Consider the following 20,402-nt stretch of genomic DNA (forward strand, 5'->3'; position numbering starts at 1 on the left):
TTAGACCATTTCCATCAACAATTATCCGCTAGAACACCTTTACTCGATATTCTTAGCTTATTTCACCTAGTAGGTACAAATTAGGTGATTTTTCTGTAACAAAATGTGTTTAATATAGAAAATTTTTCGGTAACGAAAAATCTCCAATTGAAAAATCAATACTTATGAAGTCTGCACCGCTATGGATGTGCGACAAAAAAACCTCCAGAAGTTTATCTCTTCTGGAGGTTAAGTTTAGTCTTCTTGTAATTCATCTTCTTCATCAACAACGGTGTTTAATCGTTCTACATAAAGACTCACTAATCGTGAACCTTCTATTTTATCGGCTTTTAACAAGTAATTTTCATACTCCACATTGGCGTTATCATCTGGTTGAGGAATATTTCCGTATTGGGTAATGAAATAACCGGCAATAGAATCCACATCGTTGGATTCTATTTCTGTTCCAAAGAACTCATTAAATTTTGACAATTGAGTGGAGCCATCTACTAAATAGATGCTTTCGGATACTTGCTCAATCATGTTATACGTTTCATCGTATTCATCATCGATATCCCCTACTATTTCTTCAAGTAAATCTTCTAACGTCACGATACCAACGACACCGCCGTATTCATCATTTAATACTGCAAGTTGATTACGTGTACGTCTTAGTTCATACAGTAAATCATCAATATGAATCGTTTCTGGAACAAATAACGCTGGATTTAGAATATCTTTCAAGTCAATATCATCGATTTTAGTTGTTCGAGAAGCTTTCAACAAATTCTTCACATGGATGATCCCAATAATACTGTCCTTATCTTCAAGATAAACAGGGACACGTGAATAAGGAATATCTAATAATTGAGGAATATTCACTTCACTTCCATCTCTATAATCGATCATAAATGTATCGGTACGCGGAACCATGATCTCTCTGGCCATCTTAGTATCCATAGATAAGATTCCTTTTAGCATAGTAAATTCATCCGGATCAATTGCTCCAGCTAGTTGACTATTTTCTAAATAAGCTCGAAATTCATCACGTGTTAATTTTTCTTTTTCTTCAGTAAAGTCTATTGGTGTTAATTTCTTTAAAATGTTTGTTGAAAAAGAAAGTAATCGTACAAAAGGTTTAGCGAATGTTTGTACTACTAGAATCGTACCAGAAGTAGCACGAGCAACCTCTTCAGCTTTTTGTAGGGCTACTTGCTTTGGATATAATTCCCCAAATACAAGGGTGATATAAGATAGCACGATCGTCACGACAAATGTTGCTATTTGTGCCCCACCTGGAATAGTTGATAAATAGGGTTCGAGGCGCGTTGCAAAACTGGTTGCTGCAGATGCACTTGAAAAGAATCCTGCTAAGGTTATGGCTACTTGTATAGTAGCTAAGAAGTTATCTGAGTTGCTTAACAGCTTCAAGATATTCAAAGACTTCTTATCGCCTTTAGCTGCCTTTTCTCTTATTTTTCCTTGATCTATCGAAACGAATGCCATTTCTGCTGATGCAAAAAATGCATTAACTGCTGTCAATATAACGATAATTAATATCTGTCCTATCAACGACTGACTATCGGGGTCTGAATTCATTTATCATTGTCTCCTTCAAATTTTTCTGTTTTTTAACAAAGTAGAAATAATATACCATTTTTTTCAACTAATTTCAACTGCTAGTCTTTTACTAGTAAGTATCCATTTTTTCAAGCATTGGAAGCATCGCATCGATGACTGTTCCGCTTGATTTTCCCTCTATCATAGATACCATCAAGTAACTGCTGTTTTCGGCATCAAATGCTAGTAAGAAACCATTTGTTTCTGCATCTTCGCCTTCTGTTTCAGCTTCTCTTGTTTCTGCTGTACCTGTTTTAGCTGCCGTTTTTTGGTCAATAACAGCTAGTTTATGAGAGGATCCGTATTCTTTTTGTACTGTTTGAACTAAATCTTCTTTAACAATCGCTGCTGATTCTGGTGTAACAGCCTGTTTGGGCTCAGCTGTTTCTTGATCAGCTGTCAGTTTAGGATATACAAGGTTTCCTTCATTTGCAAAAGGAGTATACGTTACCGCTTGTTGAATAAGATTAAGCAACAATTCCCCTTGGCCAAATGCTGTATCTGCTAAAATTCCTTCTGAATCCAGTGTGCCACTATTGGATATTTGTGCTGGATTCATTGCAATCGGTAATTTCAAATCTTCACCAAAAATATAGTTAGCTAAGCCTGCTTCATAGACTTCTCTACCCATTTCCAACGCTTCTCGTGCAAAATAAATATTATCTGAATACGCAAATGCATCTGCCAAATTCACACTTGGAGTATCCTTGACTCGAGTTACCTTGTAGTCGCCCCAAGAAGCATCTTTTTGCCAAGATAATCCGTCGATTTCCTGCGTCTCTTCTGGAATGATCGTTCCTGCATCTAAGCCTGTACCCGCTGTGACAACTTTAAACGTTGATCCTGGTGCATAACCAGCAGCGTAACGAGCAAGAAACGGGCTCATTGGATCGTCTGCATACGCTTGATAATCCTCTGAACTAATGCCACTTGACATTAAGTTTGCATCATAAGATGGTGTGCTAACTAATACTAACAAACTGCCATCTGTTGGATTCATGAAAACAGATGAACCACTCTCTCCTGTTAATTGATCGTAAGCGGCTTGCTGCATTTCAGCATCAATGGTCAAGGTAACGTCTTCACCATTTTGAACTTCTGTTTCTTGTAATACCGTTTTTAATTCGCCATCACTTGTTTGAATCTCTATGCGTCCACCCTTTTGTCCTCTTAACCGTTCATCGTATGTCGCTTCTAAACCAGATTTCCCAATGCTGTCTCCAGTTCTTAGAGTGGGGTCTTTTTCAATGTCTTCTGCGGAAACTTCTCCAACATATCCGATTAGGTGTGCTGCTGCTTCATTTAAAGGATAAGTACGGGCAGTAATTTCTTGATACACTACTCCAGCAACTTGAGGCAATTCTGCATCCTTAGTCATAGTTTTAAATGGAACAAAACTATCAGGTGTTACCCATCCTTGTTTTAAAAGATTTTCCAATTCTTCTATGGTTACATCATAGGTTTCAGCAATTTTTTCTAAATTTGTTGTTCTTTGATCATCTTCTCCTAAAGCGGAAGGCTGCATCCCCGCTTGCCAAGAAGTACCTTCTGTTGCTAATGGAGAGCCGTCTCTATCTAAAAGATCTCCTCTTTCACCGACAGTTGTGATGATAGAAATTTTATCGGTTGGTTCCATATCGGGAAAAATAAGATGTGTATTCCAATCTACTTGATACTCATTTTCAATTTGAGATAACGTTGTTTCATAAAGTTTCTCATCTAACGATCCTAAAGCCGTCTCCATACTAACGGTATAAGACAACGTGTATTGATCTGTTTCTTCATCTTGTGCAAGTTTCAAATCAGATACGGTTAACTCCGCTGCTCCTATCCCCCCATATACTGTTTCATAACGCTCAGCCATCGATTTTTTTGTATAATCAATTTCTGTCAATGATTCTTCTGAAACTATCTCGCTCATAGCTGCGTAATCTTGTTTTTCTAAAGCCGCAATAAACGTATCTACTGCTTTTTGAGCAGCTTTTTCATCTCTTGCTTCAGTCCAAGTAGCATACCCTATGATTCCTCCACCAATCACTAAAAGAACAGCTACAGCTATGCTAATTAATGCCCATAATGGAAGCTTTTTGCCTTTCTTATTACTGTTTCTCATTTTTCACACCTGCTTTAGTTTATTATTTTTCTTGTGAATCTTGCCGTTCTTCATACTTGATTTCTTCTTGTCCACGGTATTTCTTCATTAATTCGCTAAATAATTTACCATTACTAGGGGGGGTATAAGTAATGGCATTAGCGCCAGCCTCTATTGTCTCTTTGATGCTTTCATCTGTTGGCCCACCTGTTGCAATAATAGGCACTTTTGGAAATTTCTTGCGTATTTCACGTACAATATGAGCTGTCTGAGCTGCTCCACTGACATTTAAAATATCAGCTCCGGCATCTAGCTTTTCTTGAATATTTGTATACTCAGAAACGACTGTTGAAATAATAGGAATGTCCACCATTCGATTAACTTCATAATAGGTTTCTTTAGGCGTAGGAGAATTTAACACAACACCAATACAGCCGTGTGATTCAGCAAATAAAGCAATATTTGCCGAGCGATGCCCATTGGTAATCCCTCCACCTACTCCAGCTAAAACAGGCATACTTGCTACGCTTGTAATCCCTTGAATAATAGCTGGATGAGGTGAAAATGGGTATACTGCAATGACTGCATCCGCATCGTTATTCATAATAATCGCAATATCCGTTGTAAAAAGGAGCGAACGAAATCTTTTTCCGTTTATAATAATGCCGCTAGCTGTATCAATAATTTCTGGAACAGAAACATAATGCTTTCTTAAATCAGTAGTGATGCTAGGAGAACCTTTTTTTTCTTCCATTTTTTCACCTCATTAGTTAATTTTATACTGTTTATTTTAACGAATGTTTACTCTGATTGCTATCATTCTGTAACTTTATGAAGCGATTTCTTTAATGTTTAAGAGGAAGACCTGATTCATTCTTGAGAAGGAATCAAGCCTATCTTCTTAATCATACTGATTTAAATTGTATTGTTCGATTAATCGAATCAGTTTTTCTGGATAGTCTGGATCTGTAGCATACCCGCTTTCTTGTAAAGCATAAGCAGCTTCTTTATAATCTGCTGCGGTTAAGACTTTCTCATATTGATTTTCATTCCATGTTGTTCCCTTAGTAAACAACTCAGAGTGATCCTCCATAGATTCTTGCCAAGTTGCGTATTTTCTGAAATCAGCTTTAATTTCGATCCACTCGCCATCTACATATTCTTTAGTTGTCATCGTTGCAGTCGGCTCTGAATCGCTACCTTTGATTCCATAATAATTATTATTTTTAATTGAAAGCTCACTATTGCCCCAATCTGATTCAAGTATAGCTTGTGCAATACTGATACTTGGCAATACTCCATATTTCTCTTGCAGGACTTTTGAATAATCTGCAATTTGAACAATAAACTGTTCTTCATCTAGAGTCTCTTCTTGCGGCATGTGTACTTCTGAGATTTCTTGACTTAAGAAATAGAGTGTTCCAAGGAAGATAAATACAAAAACAAAAAGAGTCATCAAGATATAGCTAGGAGCAATTATTTTGTTATTCTTGCGTTTAGTTGTTTTGTAGATTTTCTTTTTTTGCTTTTTTTGGGGCACATTTTTCTTCCTCTCATTTAAAAAAAATTCACGAAAATAAGATTACTTACCAGCTTCGTTTAATAAAGCGATATACTCTTCTAAAGACAAATCGTAGTTCTTCATGTAGGCTGCATTCTCTTTGCCAACATAACGAAAATGCCAAGATTCATATTCAATTCCTGTTTGTTCTTCCTTTCCTTTAGGGAATCGAAGAACAAATCCATAATCAGCTGCGTTTTCAACTAGCCACTGTTGAGATTCCTGAGTATCAAATTCAGGAATCAATCCTTTTCCAGAATTCGACCATTCAGTATCCAATACATCAATTGCAAGACCTGTATGATGCTCACTGCCACCAGGTATAGCAATATAATCTTCCGTTAACTTGATTGCTTCTTCTTTTGAGTGTCCTTGATCTATATACTCTTGAATTCTATTATTGTAATTGGTTGTCTGCAAATCAACGGAACGGAATGTTGAAACAGCTACTATTTCGTGACCGGCTTCTTTTCCAGCCTCGGTCATCGCAGTATACTCTTCAATAATTCGTTGATCTACTAGTAAGCCGTTTGGCAAGGCACTTAAAGGTCTTTCAATCGATTCATCTATTTTTGTCCAGTTATTGACTAATTCTAGATTCCAATCTTCTGTTGAAACATCTGGTAAAGCATCTAGCATTGCTTGATGTTCTGCTTCTTCTGCTAATTTTTGTTCTTCTTCTGGTGTTAAAGAAACACTTGAAGAACTCGTTTCTGCAGATTGACTAGATTGTACGGATGCTTCTTGGTTGAATTGCTCACACCCTCCTAATATACCTGTTGCTATCAGTAGTAGTGCTAAATTTTTCTTCATTTTTTAAAGACTCCAATCTACTTTTACTTAATGTGATACATTAAAAATGCACTATGATGTGAAGTTAATGTACTTTTGATTTTACTCCTTTATAATAACATTAATACCGATTAATTTTAACAGTAAATCTTTTTTGGAGGACTATGAATGAAAAACGAAACATTAACAAATCAACTTTACAAAGCCTCCCAAGGTATTGCTGCTGCTGTAGTGGTAACGTTAGGTATTGGACTGTTGATTCAAAGTATTGGAGAATTGTTGGGCTTTTCCACACTCATTACGATTGGTGCGGTTACAAAGACTTTGTTGATTCCTGGCTTAGGTATTGGAATTAGTTATTATTTAAAGACCGATATTCTAACCTTACTGAGTGCAACTGCAGCCGGCGTTATTGGCGGACGCGCCTATACTTTTACTGATGGCCTACTTTCTTTAAAAAGTGGTGAACCTGTCGGCGCTTTAGTTGCAATTGGTATCGCCATTGCCATAGGTACCTTTTTATTTAACAAAACGCGATTTAATATGATACTAGTACCTTTTGCAAGTATTTTAATCAGTGGATTAGTGGGTTACTTTCTATCTGCCCCAATCGCCTATACACTGAATAACGTCTCTTTGCTGATTACTACCTCTGTAGCTGGCTTTCCGCTTTTATCTTCAATGGTTCTAGGGCTAGTTTTCGGCCTACTCATTTTATCCCCTGCATCATCTGCGGCTATTGCACTCGCTTTGCAGTTGGATGGTTCTGCTGGAGCAGCCGCTTTAATTGGATGCAGCGTACAATTCACAGTCTTTGCTTTTCTTAGCTTGAAAGATAATGACGCCGGTACATTTCTAGCCCAACTAATCATTACGCCAAAACTTCAAACCGGAAATATTCTTAAACATCCTAAAGTGGCATTATTCCCATTAATTCTTGGAACGCTTTTAGCTCCTGTGGGGGTTCTACTTTTTGGTCTGGAAGCTTCTGCTGAAATTGCAGGTATGGGGTTATGTGCTTTAGTCGCCATTTTTGGAATTGCTTCTTCTCAGGGAATGGGTGCTACGTTTTCTTATCTTTTCGTTGTTGTTGTTTTACCAGCTCTTTTAACTCTGCTATTTAAACCATTTCTTATCAAATCAAACCTTCTAAAGCCAAATGATTTAAAAATTATGATTTAATTAAAAGAAGTTAACAGAATGAACTCTGTTAACTTCTTTTATCGTTTAACTAGGTGTTTAACCGGAAAGTTATGCATCCTGAATATTTTGGTTGAACCATTCTAATAAATTGGGTTTATCGGTTTTTATTTGTTGTTGAATAACTCCAGGTAAACGTAATTCAATAATGTCTTTATAACTCCAAAAATCATAAACGACTTCGATTCTAAGAATAGTTGTATTTTGTTTACGATGGTGTTCAGTTAGTTGTTCTTGTGTTTCTTTTTTAAATTCAAGATCAGCGATACCGCTGTTTACCCACTTTTGTGCTACATGAAATTTAATAGCTAAATATTCATTAACTGGATTGGCTTTGACTTCTTGGAAAAATGTAGCATTTCGACAAACTTTTTGAACCAGCATCCATTCATAATCTGTAAATAATCGCGAAATTTTATTCATATTTTCGGGTTTTAACCCTTGATTGCCTTTCTTCCATCGGTCCCAACTTTGTGGTGAAATGCCTAATTGTGACGTATAGAAAGCTTTTTCGCTAACAAACTGCTCCTTTATTGCTCTTAAAACAATTTCTACTAACGCTTCATGCATCTTAATCATTCCCCTTTCAGTTAATAAATCTATCAAATAAGTGCTACCTCTATTTTACACCTATTACGTTAACTTTCAAATTTGAATGCTTTAGTTCTATAGGTTTTTTATAAAAAATAGTTCGGGTTACTTTACTCTTTCAATCCAGTGTTTTTCAATGGTAGAATAGAGTCACTACTGTTTAATTAAATTTTAGGAGGCTTTCTATGAAAAAACTAAATTGGGGAATTTTAGGTTTAGGTCAAATTGCAACTGAATTTGCAGAAACATTCGATGTTGAGAATGCTGTACTTTATGCTGCTGGTTCACGAAATGATGAAAAGGCAGCTACATTTGCCCAAAAACATGCGATTGAAAAATCATACGGATCCTATGATGCACTGCTAGAAGACCCATCTATTGATGTTGTTTATATTGCTACACCACATAGCCATCATGCTGAATTGATTTTAAAAAGTTTAGAACATGGCAAACACGTTTTATCAGAAAAAGCCATCACCATGAACAATGATCAATTAACTCAAGCTATGAAGTTAGCAAAAGAAAAAAAATTAGTCTTAGCAGAAGCAATGGTCATTTACCATATGCCCCTTTACCATAAACTAAAAGAAATCGCTCAAAGCGGATCTCTTGGAAAGTTAAAGATGATCCAGGTTTCATTTGGGAGTTTAAAAGAAGAAGATCCAGCCAATCGTTTTTTCAATAAAAATCTTGCCGGTGGAGCTTTATTAGATATTGGAATTTACGCCCTATCGTTTGCTCGCTTCTTCTTAACTAGTCAACCCAAAGAAATTCATACAACAATGAATTTTTATGAAACAGGTGTGGATGAGCAGTCGGGTATCTTATTGAAAAATGATCAAGATGAACTGGCTTCTATATCGCTTACTTTCAGAGCTAAAATGCCAAAAACAGGAATTGTTGCTTTTGAAAATGGTTTTATCACAGTCAATGATTTTCCACGAGCAGATAAAGCAACATTAACTATGCCGGATGGTTCAATGGAAACCGTTGAAGCTGGGGATACGAAGCAAGCTATGAATTATGAAATAGCTGATATTACCAACATGATTCTGTTAGATGGTCCAAATCCATCACTTGCTCTTACACATGATGTAATGGAAATTATGGATACATTAAGAAAAGACTGGGGACTTCACTACGATTTCGAATAGACTTTCTTAGTTCTCCTTTTATATAAATAAAGCCAATGAACTGTCCCACTCTACAAGGACACATCATTGGCTTTAGATTTTTTTAAAGTTTACTTTATTAAGACCTATTTAAAAATTAAAGATAGAAATACAACTGAGCAATTTTGCAATTTCAAGCCTTATTGTGTCTACTCAAATAAAAATCATCTTTGAGTTAATCGAATTAACCTTCGTTGCGTCAACTCAATTAGAAATCGACTCTGAGTTGATTGAATTAGACCTTGTTGCGTCAACTCAATTAGAAATTGACTCTGAGTTAATCGAATCAACCTTCGTTGCACCAACTCAAATAGAAATTGACTCTGAGTTAATCGAATTAAGCCTTGTTGCATCATCTCAAATAGAAATCGATTCTGAGTTGAACGAATTAACCCTTGTTGCATCTACTCAATAGAAATCGTCTCTGAGTTAATCGAATTAACCCTTGTTGCATCAACTCAAATAGAAATTGACTCTGAGTTAATCGAATTAAGTCTTGTTGCATCAACTCAAATAGAAATTGACTCTGAGTTAGTTAAAAAACCTTATTGCGTCTACTCAAACGCAATAAGGTTTTTTGTTGGTCGAACTAAATATTGTTGAGATAGACGCACAAAGTTAAAGTGCATCTTTATTTTTCAGCGAATATTTTCCTCTTAACAACCTCGTTTAAAACATATCTTAATTAAACAACCCTACAATAGCGTTCCATATTTGACTAAAGAAGTTGCCGACTTTATCCACTAGGCCGCTATCTTCAGCTTGCTGTAAGGCATCACCGAATTTATCTTGGACTGTATTAGATAAGTTTTTCAATTGTTCTTTTACTTCTGCAGAATCAATGGCACTTGTTTGTTGGTATTTTTCAAATAAAGCCATTAACTGGTCGATTTGATCTTGTGTGACAGCATTTTGTAAATTATTTTTTTCTAATGCTTCATTAATGATGCGTTCAACATCTTCTTTTGTAGCTAGCTCGCCTTGCTGCTCTTTTAATTCTGCTAAACTTTGCTTGATATCAATGATCGCTTGATCAAATTTAGCAGTATCAAATTCTTCATTATCCACATTTTCTTGTGCAATATCATTCGTTGTTTCTAATTCATCTTGAGCCACTTCCATACGCTCTTGGTCTAGTTCTTCACCATTCACGTCAAAAGCTTTGTAAATACCTGTTAAGGCGCTTTCTCCCGTAACCTTGCTGACACTTGCTACTTCAATTTTCACATCGTTTACTCCTGCCGTGATAGCTGCATTAGCGTATTGATCCTGTGTAATTTGGCTAATGTTTTCTGGAGTTACAATTTCAACATCCACACCTTCGCCAGCATCTTGCTTCTGTACTAATACGGATGAGATCATGCTAGATGTATTTCCCGAACCCTCACCTAAATAATTAATCAAGTCTTGACCCGTCACACTTCCGACAGCTACATTTTCCGGATTTTCAATTCCTAAAAGGTCTTCCGTTTCTGATATTTGATTTTCAGATAATCCACCGCCATAAATAAAAGTCGGTTTACCCCATTTTTCATCAACTACTGTCGTATCAATTCCATTTGTTGTTGCGCTAGCAGAATGCGGCATAATAACTAAAGAAGCTCCCAATAGACTCATTGATGCTAAAGCTGTTATCCCAATTTTTTTGAATTGTTTCATTTTAAAACCCTCCATCACAAATTTTTGCTTAATCTATTTATTGAATTTTATTCTTATAGTCAGTATACCTAATTCTTCTTAAGAAATATCTAAGCCTTTAGACCTAAATCAAGAAATAAAAAAATGATTTAGGAAAGTATCCTAAATCATCTTATTCCCAACAAATTATGTGCAAGCATTACCCCTCCAAAGCAATTTTATGAAATAAACGAAATAATTGCTGTTCAAAAAATTGTCAGATTCATTTGCTTTATGTGATTGCTATGTACCTTTAGAATAGCAAACTCTTCTAAAGTTGTCCAAACAAATTTAATACTTTCTTAATTTTTTTACAAAAAGCTGTCCAACCGGTTTTAAAAACGATTTATTACTAAATTGAATTCAGTGATAAGTAGCATAAGACTAGTCTTTTTCACACCTATTCCAATTAGGATTTTACTTAGACATAATTCTGTCACTTTTCAAAAATCATTTTAAAGTAGCGGTATTTATTAAGTGTCTAAGTTTTCTATAGAACAGTTAAGCCATGATACAATTTCATATCCGCTTGATTAATAAAATCACTCAAAATTTCATTGTCAAATTCTTTAATACCGCTACATACCGTTACTTTCTCTTCCCCTTTAAATTGATATTTTTCTACGGTTTTGCGCATTCTATCGATAATCGTTAGTGCTTCACTTGATGTTGTATCCGGTAGGACAACAATGAATTTTTTCCCGCCATACCGGCCGACAGAGTCCTTTTTCTTAAGTTTTTCCATTTTATTGATTTTTTGTTTTTGAATCAAAATTTTTACGCTCGATCGTTCCCCATTGTTTGCTGCCTTTACTATAATTAAAGAATGCTTTTACTCTCCACCAAACCGTTAGCTGACGGTAATAAAACTGTTCTAAAATACTTACCATAAACAACAATAAAATATCCTTCAAATTGCCATAACGTTTATAAGAGATTTCTTCAAATAAAATGGCCGAATAAGAAAATAGAATTCCCATCAAACACGTTACCAAAAAGATAAGTGCCACAGTTGAAGAAAGAATATTTAAGTAAATGGCTAATGCCATTACAATATATCCGACCATTTCAATAACTGGTCCCAACAACTCTACTAAAAAGAAGTACGGCATAGAAGCTAGTCCGACAGAACCGTATTTAGGATTGCTTATCATTTTTCGATGTCTATTCAAAGAATCAAATAGCCCCCTATGCCATCTTATCCGCTGACTTTCCAATCCTTTATAGCTGTCAGGTGCTTGTGTCCAGCAAACTGCATCTGAAGCAAAACCAATATGATAAGGTTCACCGGTTTGGCGGAACTTTTCATGTAACCTTAAAATAAGCTCCATATCTTCTCCAATCGTTCTCTCAAATCCTCCAACGTCTAATACGGCGGACTTTTTAAATAGACCAAATGCACCTGAAATGATCATCAATGCGTTGTATCGCTGCCAACCAATACGACTAGTTAAAAAAGCTCGGAAATATTCAATAACTTGGAACCGTTCAATCATTTTTTGAGGAACATTAGTTTTAACAATCTGCCCATCTTTTATGTCACTACCATTTGCGATCCGAACCATTCCGCCTACTGCAATCGTTTCTTCGTGTTTAAGAAATGGCGAAACGATTCGCAATAAAGCATCTTTTTCAATGATACAATCTGCATCAATCGCACAAAACAATGGATACACTGACACATTAATACCGGCATTTAATGCGTCAGCTTTGCCACCATTTTCTTTATCTAATAAAATTAAATCTGAATAGGTATGGGATTTATAAGCTTGTCTGATAGGAGTTGTTTCGATTTTCATATCGCTATCTAGTTCCACAGGATATAAATCAAAAAATTGAATTAGCTTATCCATCGTCTGATCTGTTGATCCGTCATTAACGACGATTACTTCAAACTCTGGGTAATCTAACTGCATAAAAGAGTGAACACTGTCCACAATTGTTTGTTCTTCATTATAAGCAGGTACTAAAATAGAAATCGGTTTAGTATAATGACTGACACTTGTAATATTTGTTTGAATAATTCCAACAAATTCTCTTAAACGTTTCCAAGATACAACGATAAGAATAAGATACAAGGCTGTAACTGTTATGGAATAGCCTAAGATAAACAAGCTGTAAAAGTAAATGAATTTTTCTATCAGTATCACTTAGTTTCACTCCTTTTTGTTTGTAGTTGTGTCAGTTGATCAGCATTTTCCAATACCTCATTTTTTGAATCAATCATGCCATTATCTGGATAACGTTTTTTCAAGCTGTTCATAGCATTATGGCGTACCCACCAGTTTTCGTCCTTTAGCATATCATTTAATAATTTTTGTTCACCATGTGCATTTAATAAAGAAAGGTTTTTTGATACCACTGCCCGTACTTGCCAATCGGTTTCTTTTAAATATAATTCTTGGAAAAAGGGAAAGTAAAATTCATTTTCGCTTGCAGCCAATGCATGAATGGCGGCTATCCGTACTTCTTTTGATCCTTCTAAATAAGGCAAGAGTTGGTTTGCCAATAAAGAATCTTGTTTCTTTAGACGATTCTTTAAAACCAATAATAAGATAACTTTGTCTTTGTCCAACATAACCTTTTTTAAGAAATGAAGAATAGTTTTAACATCCATATGCAGATGGTTTAACATATCAACTATACGGTCTCTCATAATAGATGATTTTAATAAAGATTCGATGTAAATCGGAAGCTCCTTTTCTGACAAAGGCAACAATGAAAGAGCATAAAAAGAATTATATCCAATTTCATAATTCTTACTTGTTGTCCCCTTCATTAAAATAGAGAATGCTTTATGAAGACGGAGCTGACTAAACAGTTGTATATGCCGTAAAGATAACTTTTTTGAAGCATCTTTTATTAATTCATCCAAAAAACCTAACTGTTCTAGTGTCCACAAACTATTCTTAACTGTCTCAGGTTTTTGGGCATAGCTCATAAGCAAATTAAAGACTGCTCTTCGTTCTACCTTAGTTTTAAAAGAGATTAATCTTTCCGTCAGCTGACTTGGATCCTTGATTTCTTCTTTTATAATTGGTTTGATTTGTTGGTGAGCTTTTTGATAGCTTTTTTTATTTAAACGATCCTTTTGATTAATAATAACCGTAAAAAGAACAATGAATAGGTTGATGCTGACTAAACTAATGATTCCCACCCAGGCAATATTAGCCAGTAAATTGTTCATAGTATCTCTCCTGTCTTCTGACTTTTGGCACAACTTTCATGAAACTTTATTCTTCTAAACTTTTTAAGAAATATGCGACAATTTCAGGATCAAATTGGGTTCCTGAATTTTTTTTCACTTCAATAATAGCTTCTTCTTGGGACATAGCTTTACGATAAGGACGATCTTGTGTCATTGCATCATAAGCATCCACTACTGAAATAATGCGCGACAATAATGGAATAGCGTATCTCGTTAATCCATCTGGATAGCCATTTCCATCTGAACGCTCATGATGATGCAAAATAGGCAAAGCGATATCATCTAGCCCCTGAATGGACTTAACAATTTGATACCCAATAAACGAATGCTTTTTCATTTCAGCCATTTCTACATCCGTCAGCTTGCCTGGTTTATTCAAAATGGCATCATCAATACCAATTTTCCCTACATCATGCAGTTCTGCCAATAAAGCTAACTCATCCATTTGATAAGATGACAATTTCATAACTTTTCCAACTTCTCTTGATAAGGTAACGAGTCTTTCAGCATGTTCCTCGGTAAACTGACTTCTAGCTAACAAAGTTGTTTTAATAGAAGTTAAAAGAGCATTTCGCATGCTATCCTGGTTGAGCATCTTTTGTTTATCCATATAATCTTGAGCATTGTTGATCACTTTTTGAATGTCAAAATCTATGTTGTACTTTGTCTCATACCCAAAAGCAAGATTGATCGCTGCTTGATCTTTATTTAATTGGTTATTGTGCTTCTTAATCGCATCCTGAATTCTTTGAACGTACCAATAAGCCTGAATACTGTCAGTATTTGGCAATAAAATGCTGAATTCATCTTCGCCATAACGAGCAAGATGTGCATTTTTTGGAATATTTTCACTAAGAACTCTTGTCACTGCTTTTAAGAGTTGGTCTCCTTCATGATGACCATATTGCTGATTGATTCTTTTTAGCCCATTGATGTCTCCCATAATGATAGACAAGGGCAGATATTTTTCATTATCATAAGTAAATTTTAGCTTTTCAAACTTTATGTGATTGAATAATCCCGTTAACGGATCATGAAACGTTAAGTGATTTATTTCTGCTTGCTTTTTTTTTCTTTCTGTAATATCAAAAAAAGTTAATATTCCTCCAAGTAAGGTTCCATTACTTATTTTTGGTGTCACAAAATATTCCACTGGAAATAGAGTTCCATCCATTCGTGTAAAATAGGCCTGATCTGAGTGGCTTTTCTGTTTTTTATTCAGGTTTTCGAGAATATCCTGCGTAACGGTTGTTTCTTCTTGTGATAAGGCTTCTTTGGTCAAATGATCAAATATTTGTTGACCAACCAGCTCTGATTCTTCCTTGATTCCTAAAATTTCCATACAACTATGGTTCAAGAACGTACATTGTCCTTTCAAATCTATCCCACAAATCGCTTCTTCTGTTGAATCCAGTATCAAGCTCAGTTGATTTTCTGTTTGTTTCAAATCTTCTTGTGCACTGTATTTCTGTAAAACTTCAGTGGTTGATTCTGCATAAGCTATAGCAGCATGTTCTTTTTCAAACGAAAAAATTTGGACGCGGTAAAACTGATGTGTCACTTCAGAATAGTAGTCCATCTTATCATGTCCTTGTTTTTTTTCTGCTTTTCCACCGGCTTTTAACCATCGTAATGTTTTCAAGACTTTTGGTTCAAAAATTTCTGATACTTTTTTTCCTACTAAATCCTCTTTTTTCATCCCAATCAAACATTCATATGCAGGGTTTATATCTTTATAGATCCCATCTATAACATTGTCATCACTATCTCTAATCAATTTAAAGTAAACAAAAGCATTTGGACTTGCTTGAACTATATCTGCATAAAAAGATGGTTTCATCATTGTTCTCCCCTTATACTTCACTTGATTCTTTGTGAAGGTGTCGTAAAAATATCCTCGTATTTTTTTGACAATTATTTCCTAATCTTATTTATCGTATTCTAGAAAAGCTTCTTTCAACAAGTAATACGATGGTTTTAATCGTTCATGATACGTTGGCAGCTCCCACGATTCCCAAGAATAAGGTTCCAACATTAATTCACTAGACTCAGTATATCCTTTTTTTACTAAAGCTGCTCCTAAATAAATATTTTCTACACCAACTGCTTCAACGCCTTCATTTTGATACAAATCCCCTATAATTTGTTTCGTCGAAGGATCCATGACATTCAATAACTGCCATGGCAAAGCAATTTCAACGATACCGTCTTTTACTGCAAAATCGGTCAATGAGTTATACTCTTCATGTTCCGGATTTCCATCTCCTAATACCAAAGCTCCCGTTTCATAATTTGAAAAAGGAATAATTTCTTTTGTTTGAGGCAATGTTAACTCCGATGATAAAGCATGATAAATAGGTTTAAATATCCCTGAATTCTTTACTGTGTAATCTGGTTGTTTCTCGATCAATCCCAATTGTTCTGCATATTGGTAATAATAAGAGTCATAATACGCATCTACCATAATAGAGGATTCCGTTGCTCCGTTTATTTTTACCAGAAAATCAGCTGGTCTAGAAAACGCCAATGAACCATCTACTGTTTCACTATTTCCTTGATCCTCTTTTACATCAATAGCAATAAATAATTGATCTGCTTCAAAATTAAACTCTTTCGATTCTACTTTTATATAAAGGTATTTTTCATCTGATTTTACTGAAATAGTCGTTTCTTCATTTTTCAACAGCTGATCTTTTTCACTCCAGTCAGAATCATCTCCATCAACGTAAACTACGCTTTTTTCTTCTCCTGGATCAAAAGCAAGCAGCCCAAAATGTTGCTCATTAGTCTGAGTATTTGACCAAAATGGACGGCGATCTGGCAAATCAAAATCCATTGTGTTCCAAGTTCGTTTAAACCATTCATCTTGCCACGTAAATACCAGCCCTCCAAAGTAACCTTCATCGTGAATATCCTTCAACATATTTATTAGCATTTCTCCTTGTTCGGTTTCCTCAATTCCGCCTTGGTTAAAACCAGAGTACAAACTTTCATGAGCTTTCCCCCGCGAAGCCGGTATACCAAATTCAGCTACCATAACTGGCACACTATGTTCCTTGATTAGATCTCTTAAGTAAGCTTTATAAGTATTGACGCTACCGTCTTCATTTTTCACTTCAGTATACTCAGGCTGATAGTTCAGAAATTCAGGGTAATAAGGATAGACGTGATAAGAAGCAAACAATCCCGTTTCTAATTGATCTGTGCTTTTTATATGCTCTGTATTTACGACTGCCATGTCTTCTTTCTTATCCGGTTCATTAGGATGATCTAGCATATCGGTCGTTAACCAGTTAGTATAACTCAGTGGCCGAATAGTCTGGTACTCTTGAGCTTCGTAAGATAAAATAGCATCTCCGGCTTCCGCTAAAAACACTTCAAACGGTGAAGCCCCTTCTGTATATAGGTAATCTCCTTCAAAAGCAGTCTTTTCCGGGTTCGCTTCATTTGTTCCGTTGACAAAATACGGATCCCATTCCACGCCTAATATCCAACCTATAACATATTGAGAAATATCTTTTGTGTATTCTCCATCAGCATAACCGGCTCTTTTGGGTAAGGTTGCTTGACCGTGTAAGACATCCACTATCTCTGTAGCATCCTCTATGAAGTCTCTTTTTATTTTTTCATCTTCTGCATAGGCATTGTTCAATTCTGCAATATCTGCTTCATTCAGGTATACACCGTGCATTATGTATATCGGGTCTTTATTATTCAAGTTAAACTCATACAAAGCCTCATAAAAAGCCGGCTTTAAAGTTGTATATACCCGGATAATATCCGCATTCATGTCTTTGATTTGTTGAAACCAGCGTAAGTATTCCTCTTTTGTAATGGCTACTTCGCCTGGAAATGTCCCAGGTTTTGCAGCTCCCATATTGACACCCGTTAAGAATTTTGTGGCCCATTGTCCCTCTTCATAGACATAAAATTCTTTTCCTTCAATTTTTGCTACATAAGAAAGGCCACTTTCAGATTTATATTCTTTTTCTTCAGTTTTATTCATAAAAAGAATACCTCCTACAACGCTTAATAGTACAACTGCTAATCCACCTATCAGCCATCTTTTTTTCATCTTTTTATCCCCTTTAGTCATTTCCCCATTTAATTTACTAGTATTTGCTATGTTTTCAAATGATTTGTTTCTCTCATCTTTTATGTATAGAAAAATCACCTATTTAATTACTATACCCGAAAGACACTTTTTAGGATAGTAGATTTTCATTAGGTTTGGATCCTAATCCTGAATCAATGTCTTACCATTATTCTAGCACTACTAAAAATCAAACTGCCCTCAAAAATTAGCACTAATTTTTGAGGGCAGTTTGATTTTTCTCTAAATTTATTTTAGTGCTACTTTTTTTTATTCAGTCTTTTTACCTTCTTTATAAAGCGCTGAACTAACAGTATATCCACTAGTTGTTAGAATTTCTGTTATTGCATTTACATCGGGACTATCCATTTGTATGATGACTTGTGTAAAATGATCTTTTCGATACACAGCAATTTGATTAATACTAATTTTAGCTTCTGCTAAAATATTGGTGATGTCCTCAAGAATTCCTGGATGATCTTCAGGGATATCAATAACTACCCGACTTCCTTTATTGTTGTACCCCATAATGTCAATAAAGGCACTAAAGATATCTTTATCTGTGATGATGCCTACAATTTTATTTCCTTCTTCTACTACTGGCAATACTCCAATTTCTTGGTCACGCATACGAGATGCAGCTTCTTCTAATAAATCATCTTCCTGAACAGTAAGAACCTTTTTTTGCATAATATCGCCAACTTTAGTTTTAGTCAGCAAGTAATTCATTTCATGAATACTCAAACTTGTCGCTGTAGACGGAGTATTTTCTTGAATGATTTCTTGCGTAACCAAACCAACCATTCGTCCATTTTTTACTACGGGCAACCGATGGAAGTCATTTTCTTTCATAATATCAAGCGCTTCTAAGACTTTTGTTTCTTCCGAAACAGTTACAACAGTTGATGTCATATAGCTTTTTACGTCCATTTCTTAACCTCCCAAATAAGCTTTTTGTACTTCATCACTCGCTAACAGCTCTTTACCTGTGCCAGTTTGTACCACTTTACCTGTCTCTAAGACATACCCGCGATGAGCAATTTCTAGAGCGACTTTTGCATTCTGTTCAATCAATAAAACCGTTGTTCCTTGGTTGTTAATCATTTGAATGATATTAAAAATTTCTTTAATGAAAAGAGGAGCTAATCCCATTGAAGGTTCATCCAACAACAATAATTTCGGTCTAGACATCAATGCTCGTCCCATGGCAACCATTTGCTGTTCTCCACCAGAAAGAGTTGCTGTATCTTGTTTTTTTCGTTCTTCTAAAACTGGAAAACGATCAAACACCATTTTTAAATCTTTTTGAATCTCACTTTTATCTTTTCTAAGAAAAGCTCCCATCTCTAAGTTTTCCATTACAGTCATCCCTTTAAAGACATGTCTTCCTTCTGGAACTTGAGAAATACCCAACTGAACGATTTTGCGCGTTGAGTCTTTTTGTATCGGACGATCGTTGAAAAAAATTTCACCTGATTTTGGACGATGCAAGCCAGAAATAGCTTTTAAAACCGTCGATTTCCCTGCACCATTGGCACCAATCAATGAAACGATTTCTCCTTCTTGGACTTCAAAATTAATCTCCTTAGTGGCTTGAATCACACCATAATAAACGGATAAATCTTTTACTTTTAACATGTCTATTCACCACCTAAATAAGCTTTAATAACAGCTTCGTTATTCTTGATTTCCTCAGGTGTTCCATGAGCAATCATTCTGCCGTATTCTAATACATAAATACGTTCGCATACATCCATTACTAAGGACATATCGTGTTCAATTAATAATATCGTAATTTTGAATTCTTTTTGGATTTGTCGAATCAATGCTGTCAAATTAGCCGTTTCTTGCGGATTCATTCCAGCAGCTGGTTCATCTAAAAATAAAATTTTAGGTTTAGTAGCTAGTGCTCGAACGATTTCTAATCTTCGTTGTTCTCCATAAGGTAAATTCTTTGCCAATTCCTCTGTTTTTGTTTCTAAATTAAACAAGGCTAACAGTTCAAGGGCTTCTTCACGCAATTTTTTTTCTGACTGATAATAAGCAGGCGTTCTAAGAATACTAGCCAAAGTTCCTACTTTATTTTTTTCGTGCATACCAATCAAAACATTGTCTAATACAGACAAATCTTTAAACAATCGAATATTTTGAAACGTTCTGCCTAATCCCATAGATGTGATTGTATATGTTTTTTGCTTGATTAACGAGGTTTTCTTACCTTCTACTTCTAAATCAATCGTTCCTTCAGTTGGCTCGTAAACTCCTGTTAACAAATTAAATAGCGTTGTTTTTCCAGCACCATTTGGACCAATCAAGCCAACTAATTCGTTGTCCTCTAATTCCATATTCACCATAGAGACAGCAGACAGCCCCCCGAAATTTTTGGTTAATTGTTTAACTTCTAGTAAACTCATTCT

General features: G+C 35.4%; 18 protein-coding genes. 3 read left to right on the plus strand and 15 right to left on the minus strand.

Annotation, left to right across the window (positions count from 1 at the left end; all coding sequences use genetic code 11):
• Positions 1-234 precede the first annotated feature (234 nt).
• The 5 genes from ABS916_RS02820 to ABS916_RS02840 all read right to left on the minus strand — a co-directional run bounded on the left by ABS916_RS02820 (position 235) and on the right by ABS916_RS02840 (position 6,065).
• Entirely contained in the window at positions 235-1,578 is a 1,344-nt protein-coding gene (locus ABS916_RS02820; protein ID WP_350450463.1) for a hemolysin family protein, read from the minus strand.
• 91 nt (positions 1,579-1,669) lie between these two features.
• Positions 1,670-3,712, minus strand: coding sequence for a penicillin-binding protein PBP4(5) (gene pbp4 / locus ABS916_RS02825; protein ID WP_350450464.1), 2,043 nt, complete (start codon positions 3,710-3,712; stop codon positions 1,670-1,672).
• A 22-nt stretch (positions 3,713-3,734) separates the two neighbouring features.
• Entirely contained in the window at positions 3,735-4,445 is a 711-nt protein-coding gene (locus tag ABS916_RS02830) for a beta/alpha barrel domain-containing protein (RefSeq protein WP_350450465.1), read from the minus strand.
• A gap of 147 nt (positions 4,446-4,592) precedes the next feature.
• Positions 4,593-5,231 (minus strand): glycoside hydrolase family 73 protein, encoded by a 639-nt coding sequence (locus ABS916_RS02835; RefSeq protein ID WP_350450466.1) that lies wholly within the window; start codon positions 5,229-5,231, stop codon positions 4,593-4,595.
• A 42-nt stretch (positions 5,232-5,273) separates the two neighbouring features.
• Positions 5,274-6,065: a M15 family metallopeptidase gene (locus tag ABS916_RS02840; protein ID WP_350450467.1), complete on the minus strand. Its 792-nt coding sequence runs from the start codon at positions 6,063-6,065 to the stop codon at positions 5,274-5,276.
• Positions 6,066-6,212: 147 nt separating this feature from the next.
• Here ABS916_RS02840 and ABS916_RS02845 point away from each other — a divergent pair, with 147 nt between their 5' ends.
• Entirely contained in the window at positions 6,213-7,226 is a 1,014-nt protein-coding gene (locus ABS916_RS02845; RefSeq protein ID WP_350450468.1) for a PTS sugar transporter subunit IIC, read from the plus strand.
• 69 nt (positions 7,227-7,295) lie between these two features.
• Here ABS916_RS02845 and ABS916_RS02850 read toward each other — a convergent pair whose 3' ends face one another.
• On the minus strand, positions 7,296-7,814 hold the full coding sequence (locus tag ABS916_RS02850; protein WP_350450659.1) for a hypothetical protein: 519 nt from the start codon (positions 7,812-7,814) through the stop codon (positions 7,296-7,298).
• Between the two features lie 206 nt (positions 7,815-8,020).
• Here ABS916_RS02850 and ABS916_RS02855 point away from each other — a divergent pair, with 206 nt between their 5' ends.
• Together ABS916_RS02855 and ABS916_RS02860 are read left to right on the plus strand one after the other, a co-directional pair.
• Positions 8,021-8,989, plus strand: a complete 969-nt coding sequence (locus ABS916_RS02855; RefSeq protein ID WP_350450469.1) for a Gfo/Idh/MocA family protein — start codon at positions 8,021-8,023, stop codon at positions 8,987-8,989.
• A 163-nt stretch (positions 8,990-9,152) separates the two neighbouring features.
• Complete coding sequence (locus ABS916_RS02860) at positions 9,153-9,422, plus strand: hypothetical protein (protein WP_350450470.1); 270 nt, start codon at positions 9,153-9,155, stop codon at positions 9,420-9,422.
• Positions 9,423-9,688: 266 nt separating this feature from the next.
• Here ABS916_RS02860 and ABS916_RS02865 read toward each other — a convergent pair whose 3' ends face one another.
• The 9 genes from ABS916_RS02865 to ABS916_RS02905 form a co-directional block, all read right to left on the minus strand.
• Complete coding sequence (locus tag ABS916_RS02865; RefSeq protein WP_350450471.1) at positions 9,689-10,666, minus strand: DUF1002 domain-containing protein; 978 nt, start codon at positions 10,664-10,666, stop codon at positions 9,689-9,691.
• A 508-nt stretch (positions 10,667-11,174) separates the two neighbouring features.
• Positions 11,175-11,456 carry a diguanylate cyclase gene (locus ABS916_RS02870; RefSeq protein WP_350450472.1) on the minus strand — a complete coding sequence of 94 codons (282 nt, stop codon included), beginning with the start codon at positions 11,454-11,456 and terminating at the stop codon, positions 11,175-11,177.
• Positions 11,431-12,834, minus strand: coding sequence for a glycosyltransferase family 2 protein (locus ABS916_RS02875; RefSeq protein WP_350450473.1), 1,404 nt, complete (start codon positions 12,832-12,834; stop codon positions 11,431-11,433). The genes ABS916_RS02870 and ABS916_RS02875 overlap by 26 nt, the downstream gene beginning before the upstream one ends.
• Positions 12,831-13,871, minus strand: a complete 1,041-nt coding sequence (locus ABS916_RS02880) for a HEAT repeat domain-containing protein (protein WP_350450474.1) — start codon at positions 13,869-13,871, stop codon at positions 12,831-12,833. The genes ABS916_RS02875 and ABS916_RS02880 overlap by 4 nt, the downstream gene beginning before the upstream one ends.
• 46 nt (positions 13,872-13,917) lie before the next feature.
• Positions 13,918-15,732 carry a sensor domain-containing diguanylate cyclase/phosphohydrolase gene (locus ABS916_RS02885; RefSeq protein WP_350450475.1) on the minus strand — a complete coding sequence of 605 codons (1,815 nt, stop codon included), beginning with the start codon at positions 15,730-15,732 and terminating at the stop codon, positions 13,918-13,920.
• Between the two features lie 87 nt (positions 15,733-15,819).
• Entirely contained in the window at positions 15,820-17,967 is a 2,148-nt protein-coding gene (locus tag ABS916_RS02890; RefSeq protein ID WP_350450476.1) for a family 2 glycosyl transferase, read from the minus strand.
• Positions 17,968-18,255: 288 nt separating this feature from the next.
• Positions 18,256-18,915 (minus strand): CBS and ACT domain-containing protein, encoded by a 660-nt coding sequence (locus ABS916_RS02895; RefSeq protein WP_350450477.1) that lies wholly within the window; start codon positions 18,913-18,915, stop codon positions 18,256-18,258.
• Between the two features lie 3 nt (positions 18,916-18,918).
• Positions 18,919-19,629: an ABC transporter ATP-binding protein gene (locus ABS916_RS02900; RefSeq protein WP_350450660.1), complete on the minus strand. Its 711-nt coding sequence runs from the start codon at positions 19,627-19,629 to the stop codon at positions 18,919-18,921.
• Positions 19,626-20,399 (minus strand): ABC transporter ATP-binding protein, encoded by a 774-nt coding sequence (locus ABS916_RS02905; RefSeq protein WP_350450478.1) that lies wholly within the window; start codon positions 20,397-20,399, stop codon positions 19,626-19,628. The genes ABS916_RS02900 and ABS916_RS02905 overlap by 4 nt, the downstream gene beginning before the upstream one ends.
• Positions 20,400-20,402: the final 3 nt, after the last annotated feature.

The sequence above is a fragment of the Carnobacterium sp. genome (assembly GCF_040274945.1).
In the GTDB taxonomy this organism is placed as follows: Bacteria; Bacillota; Bacilli; order Lactobacillales; family Carnobacteriaceae; genus Carnobacterium_B.

Coding starts and splice junctions, on each gene's coding strand:
- ABS916_RS02885 (WP_350450475.1), bottom strand. CDS start 15,732: ATGAAACCATCTTTTTATGCAGATATAGTTCAAGCAAGTCCAAATGCT.
- ABS916_RS02840 (WP_350450467.1), bottom strand. CDS start 6,065: ATGAAGAAAAATTTAGCACTACTACTGATAGCAACAGGTATATTAGGA.
- ABS916_RS02820 (WP_350450463.1), bottom strand. CDS start 1,578: ATGAATTCAGACCCCGATAGTCAGTCGTTGATAGGACAGATATTAATT.
- ABS916_RS02895 (WP_350450477.1), bottom strand. CDS start 18,915: ATGGACGTAAAAAGCTATATGACATCAACTGTTGTAACTGTTTCGGAA.
- ABS916_RS02845 (WP_350450468.1), top strand. CDS start 6,213: ATGAAAAACGAAACATTAACAAATCAACTTTACAAAGCCTCCCAAGGT.
- ABS916_RS02890 (WP_350450476.1), bottom strand. CDS start 17,967: ATGAAAAAAAGATGGCTGATAGGTGGATTAGCAGTTGTACTATTAAGC.
- ABS916_RS02905 (WP_350450478.1), bottom strand. CDS start 20,399: ATGAGTTTACTAGAAGTTAAACAATTAACCAAAAATTTCGGGGGGCTG.
- pbp4 (WP_350450464.1), bottom strand. CDS start 3,712: ATGAGAAACAGTAATAAGAAAGGCAAAAAGCTTCCATTATGGGCATTA.
- ABS916_RS02830 (WP_350450465.1), bottom strand. CDS start 4,445: ATGGAAGAAAAAAAAGGTTCTCCTAGCATCACTACTGATTTAAGAAAG.
- ABS916_RS02850 (WP_350450659.1), bottom strand. CDS start 7,814: ATGCATGAAGCGTTAGTAGAAATTGTTTTAAGAGCAATAAAGGAGCAG.
- ABS916_RS02855 (WP_350450469.1), top strand. CDS start 8,021: ATGAAAAAACTAAATTGGGGAATTTTAGGTTTAGGTCAAATTGCAACT.
- ABS916_RS02880 (WP_350450474.1), bottom strand. CDS start 13,871: ATGAACAATTTACTGGCTAATATTGCCTGGGTGGGAATCATTAGTTTA.
- ABS916_RS02865 (WP_350450471.1), bottom strand. CDS start 10,666: ATGAAACAATTCAAAAAAATTGGGATAACAGCTTTAGCATCAATGAGT.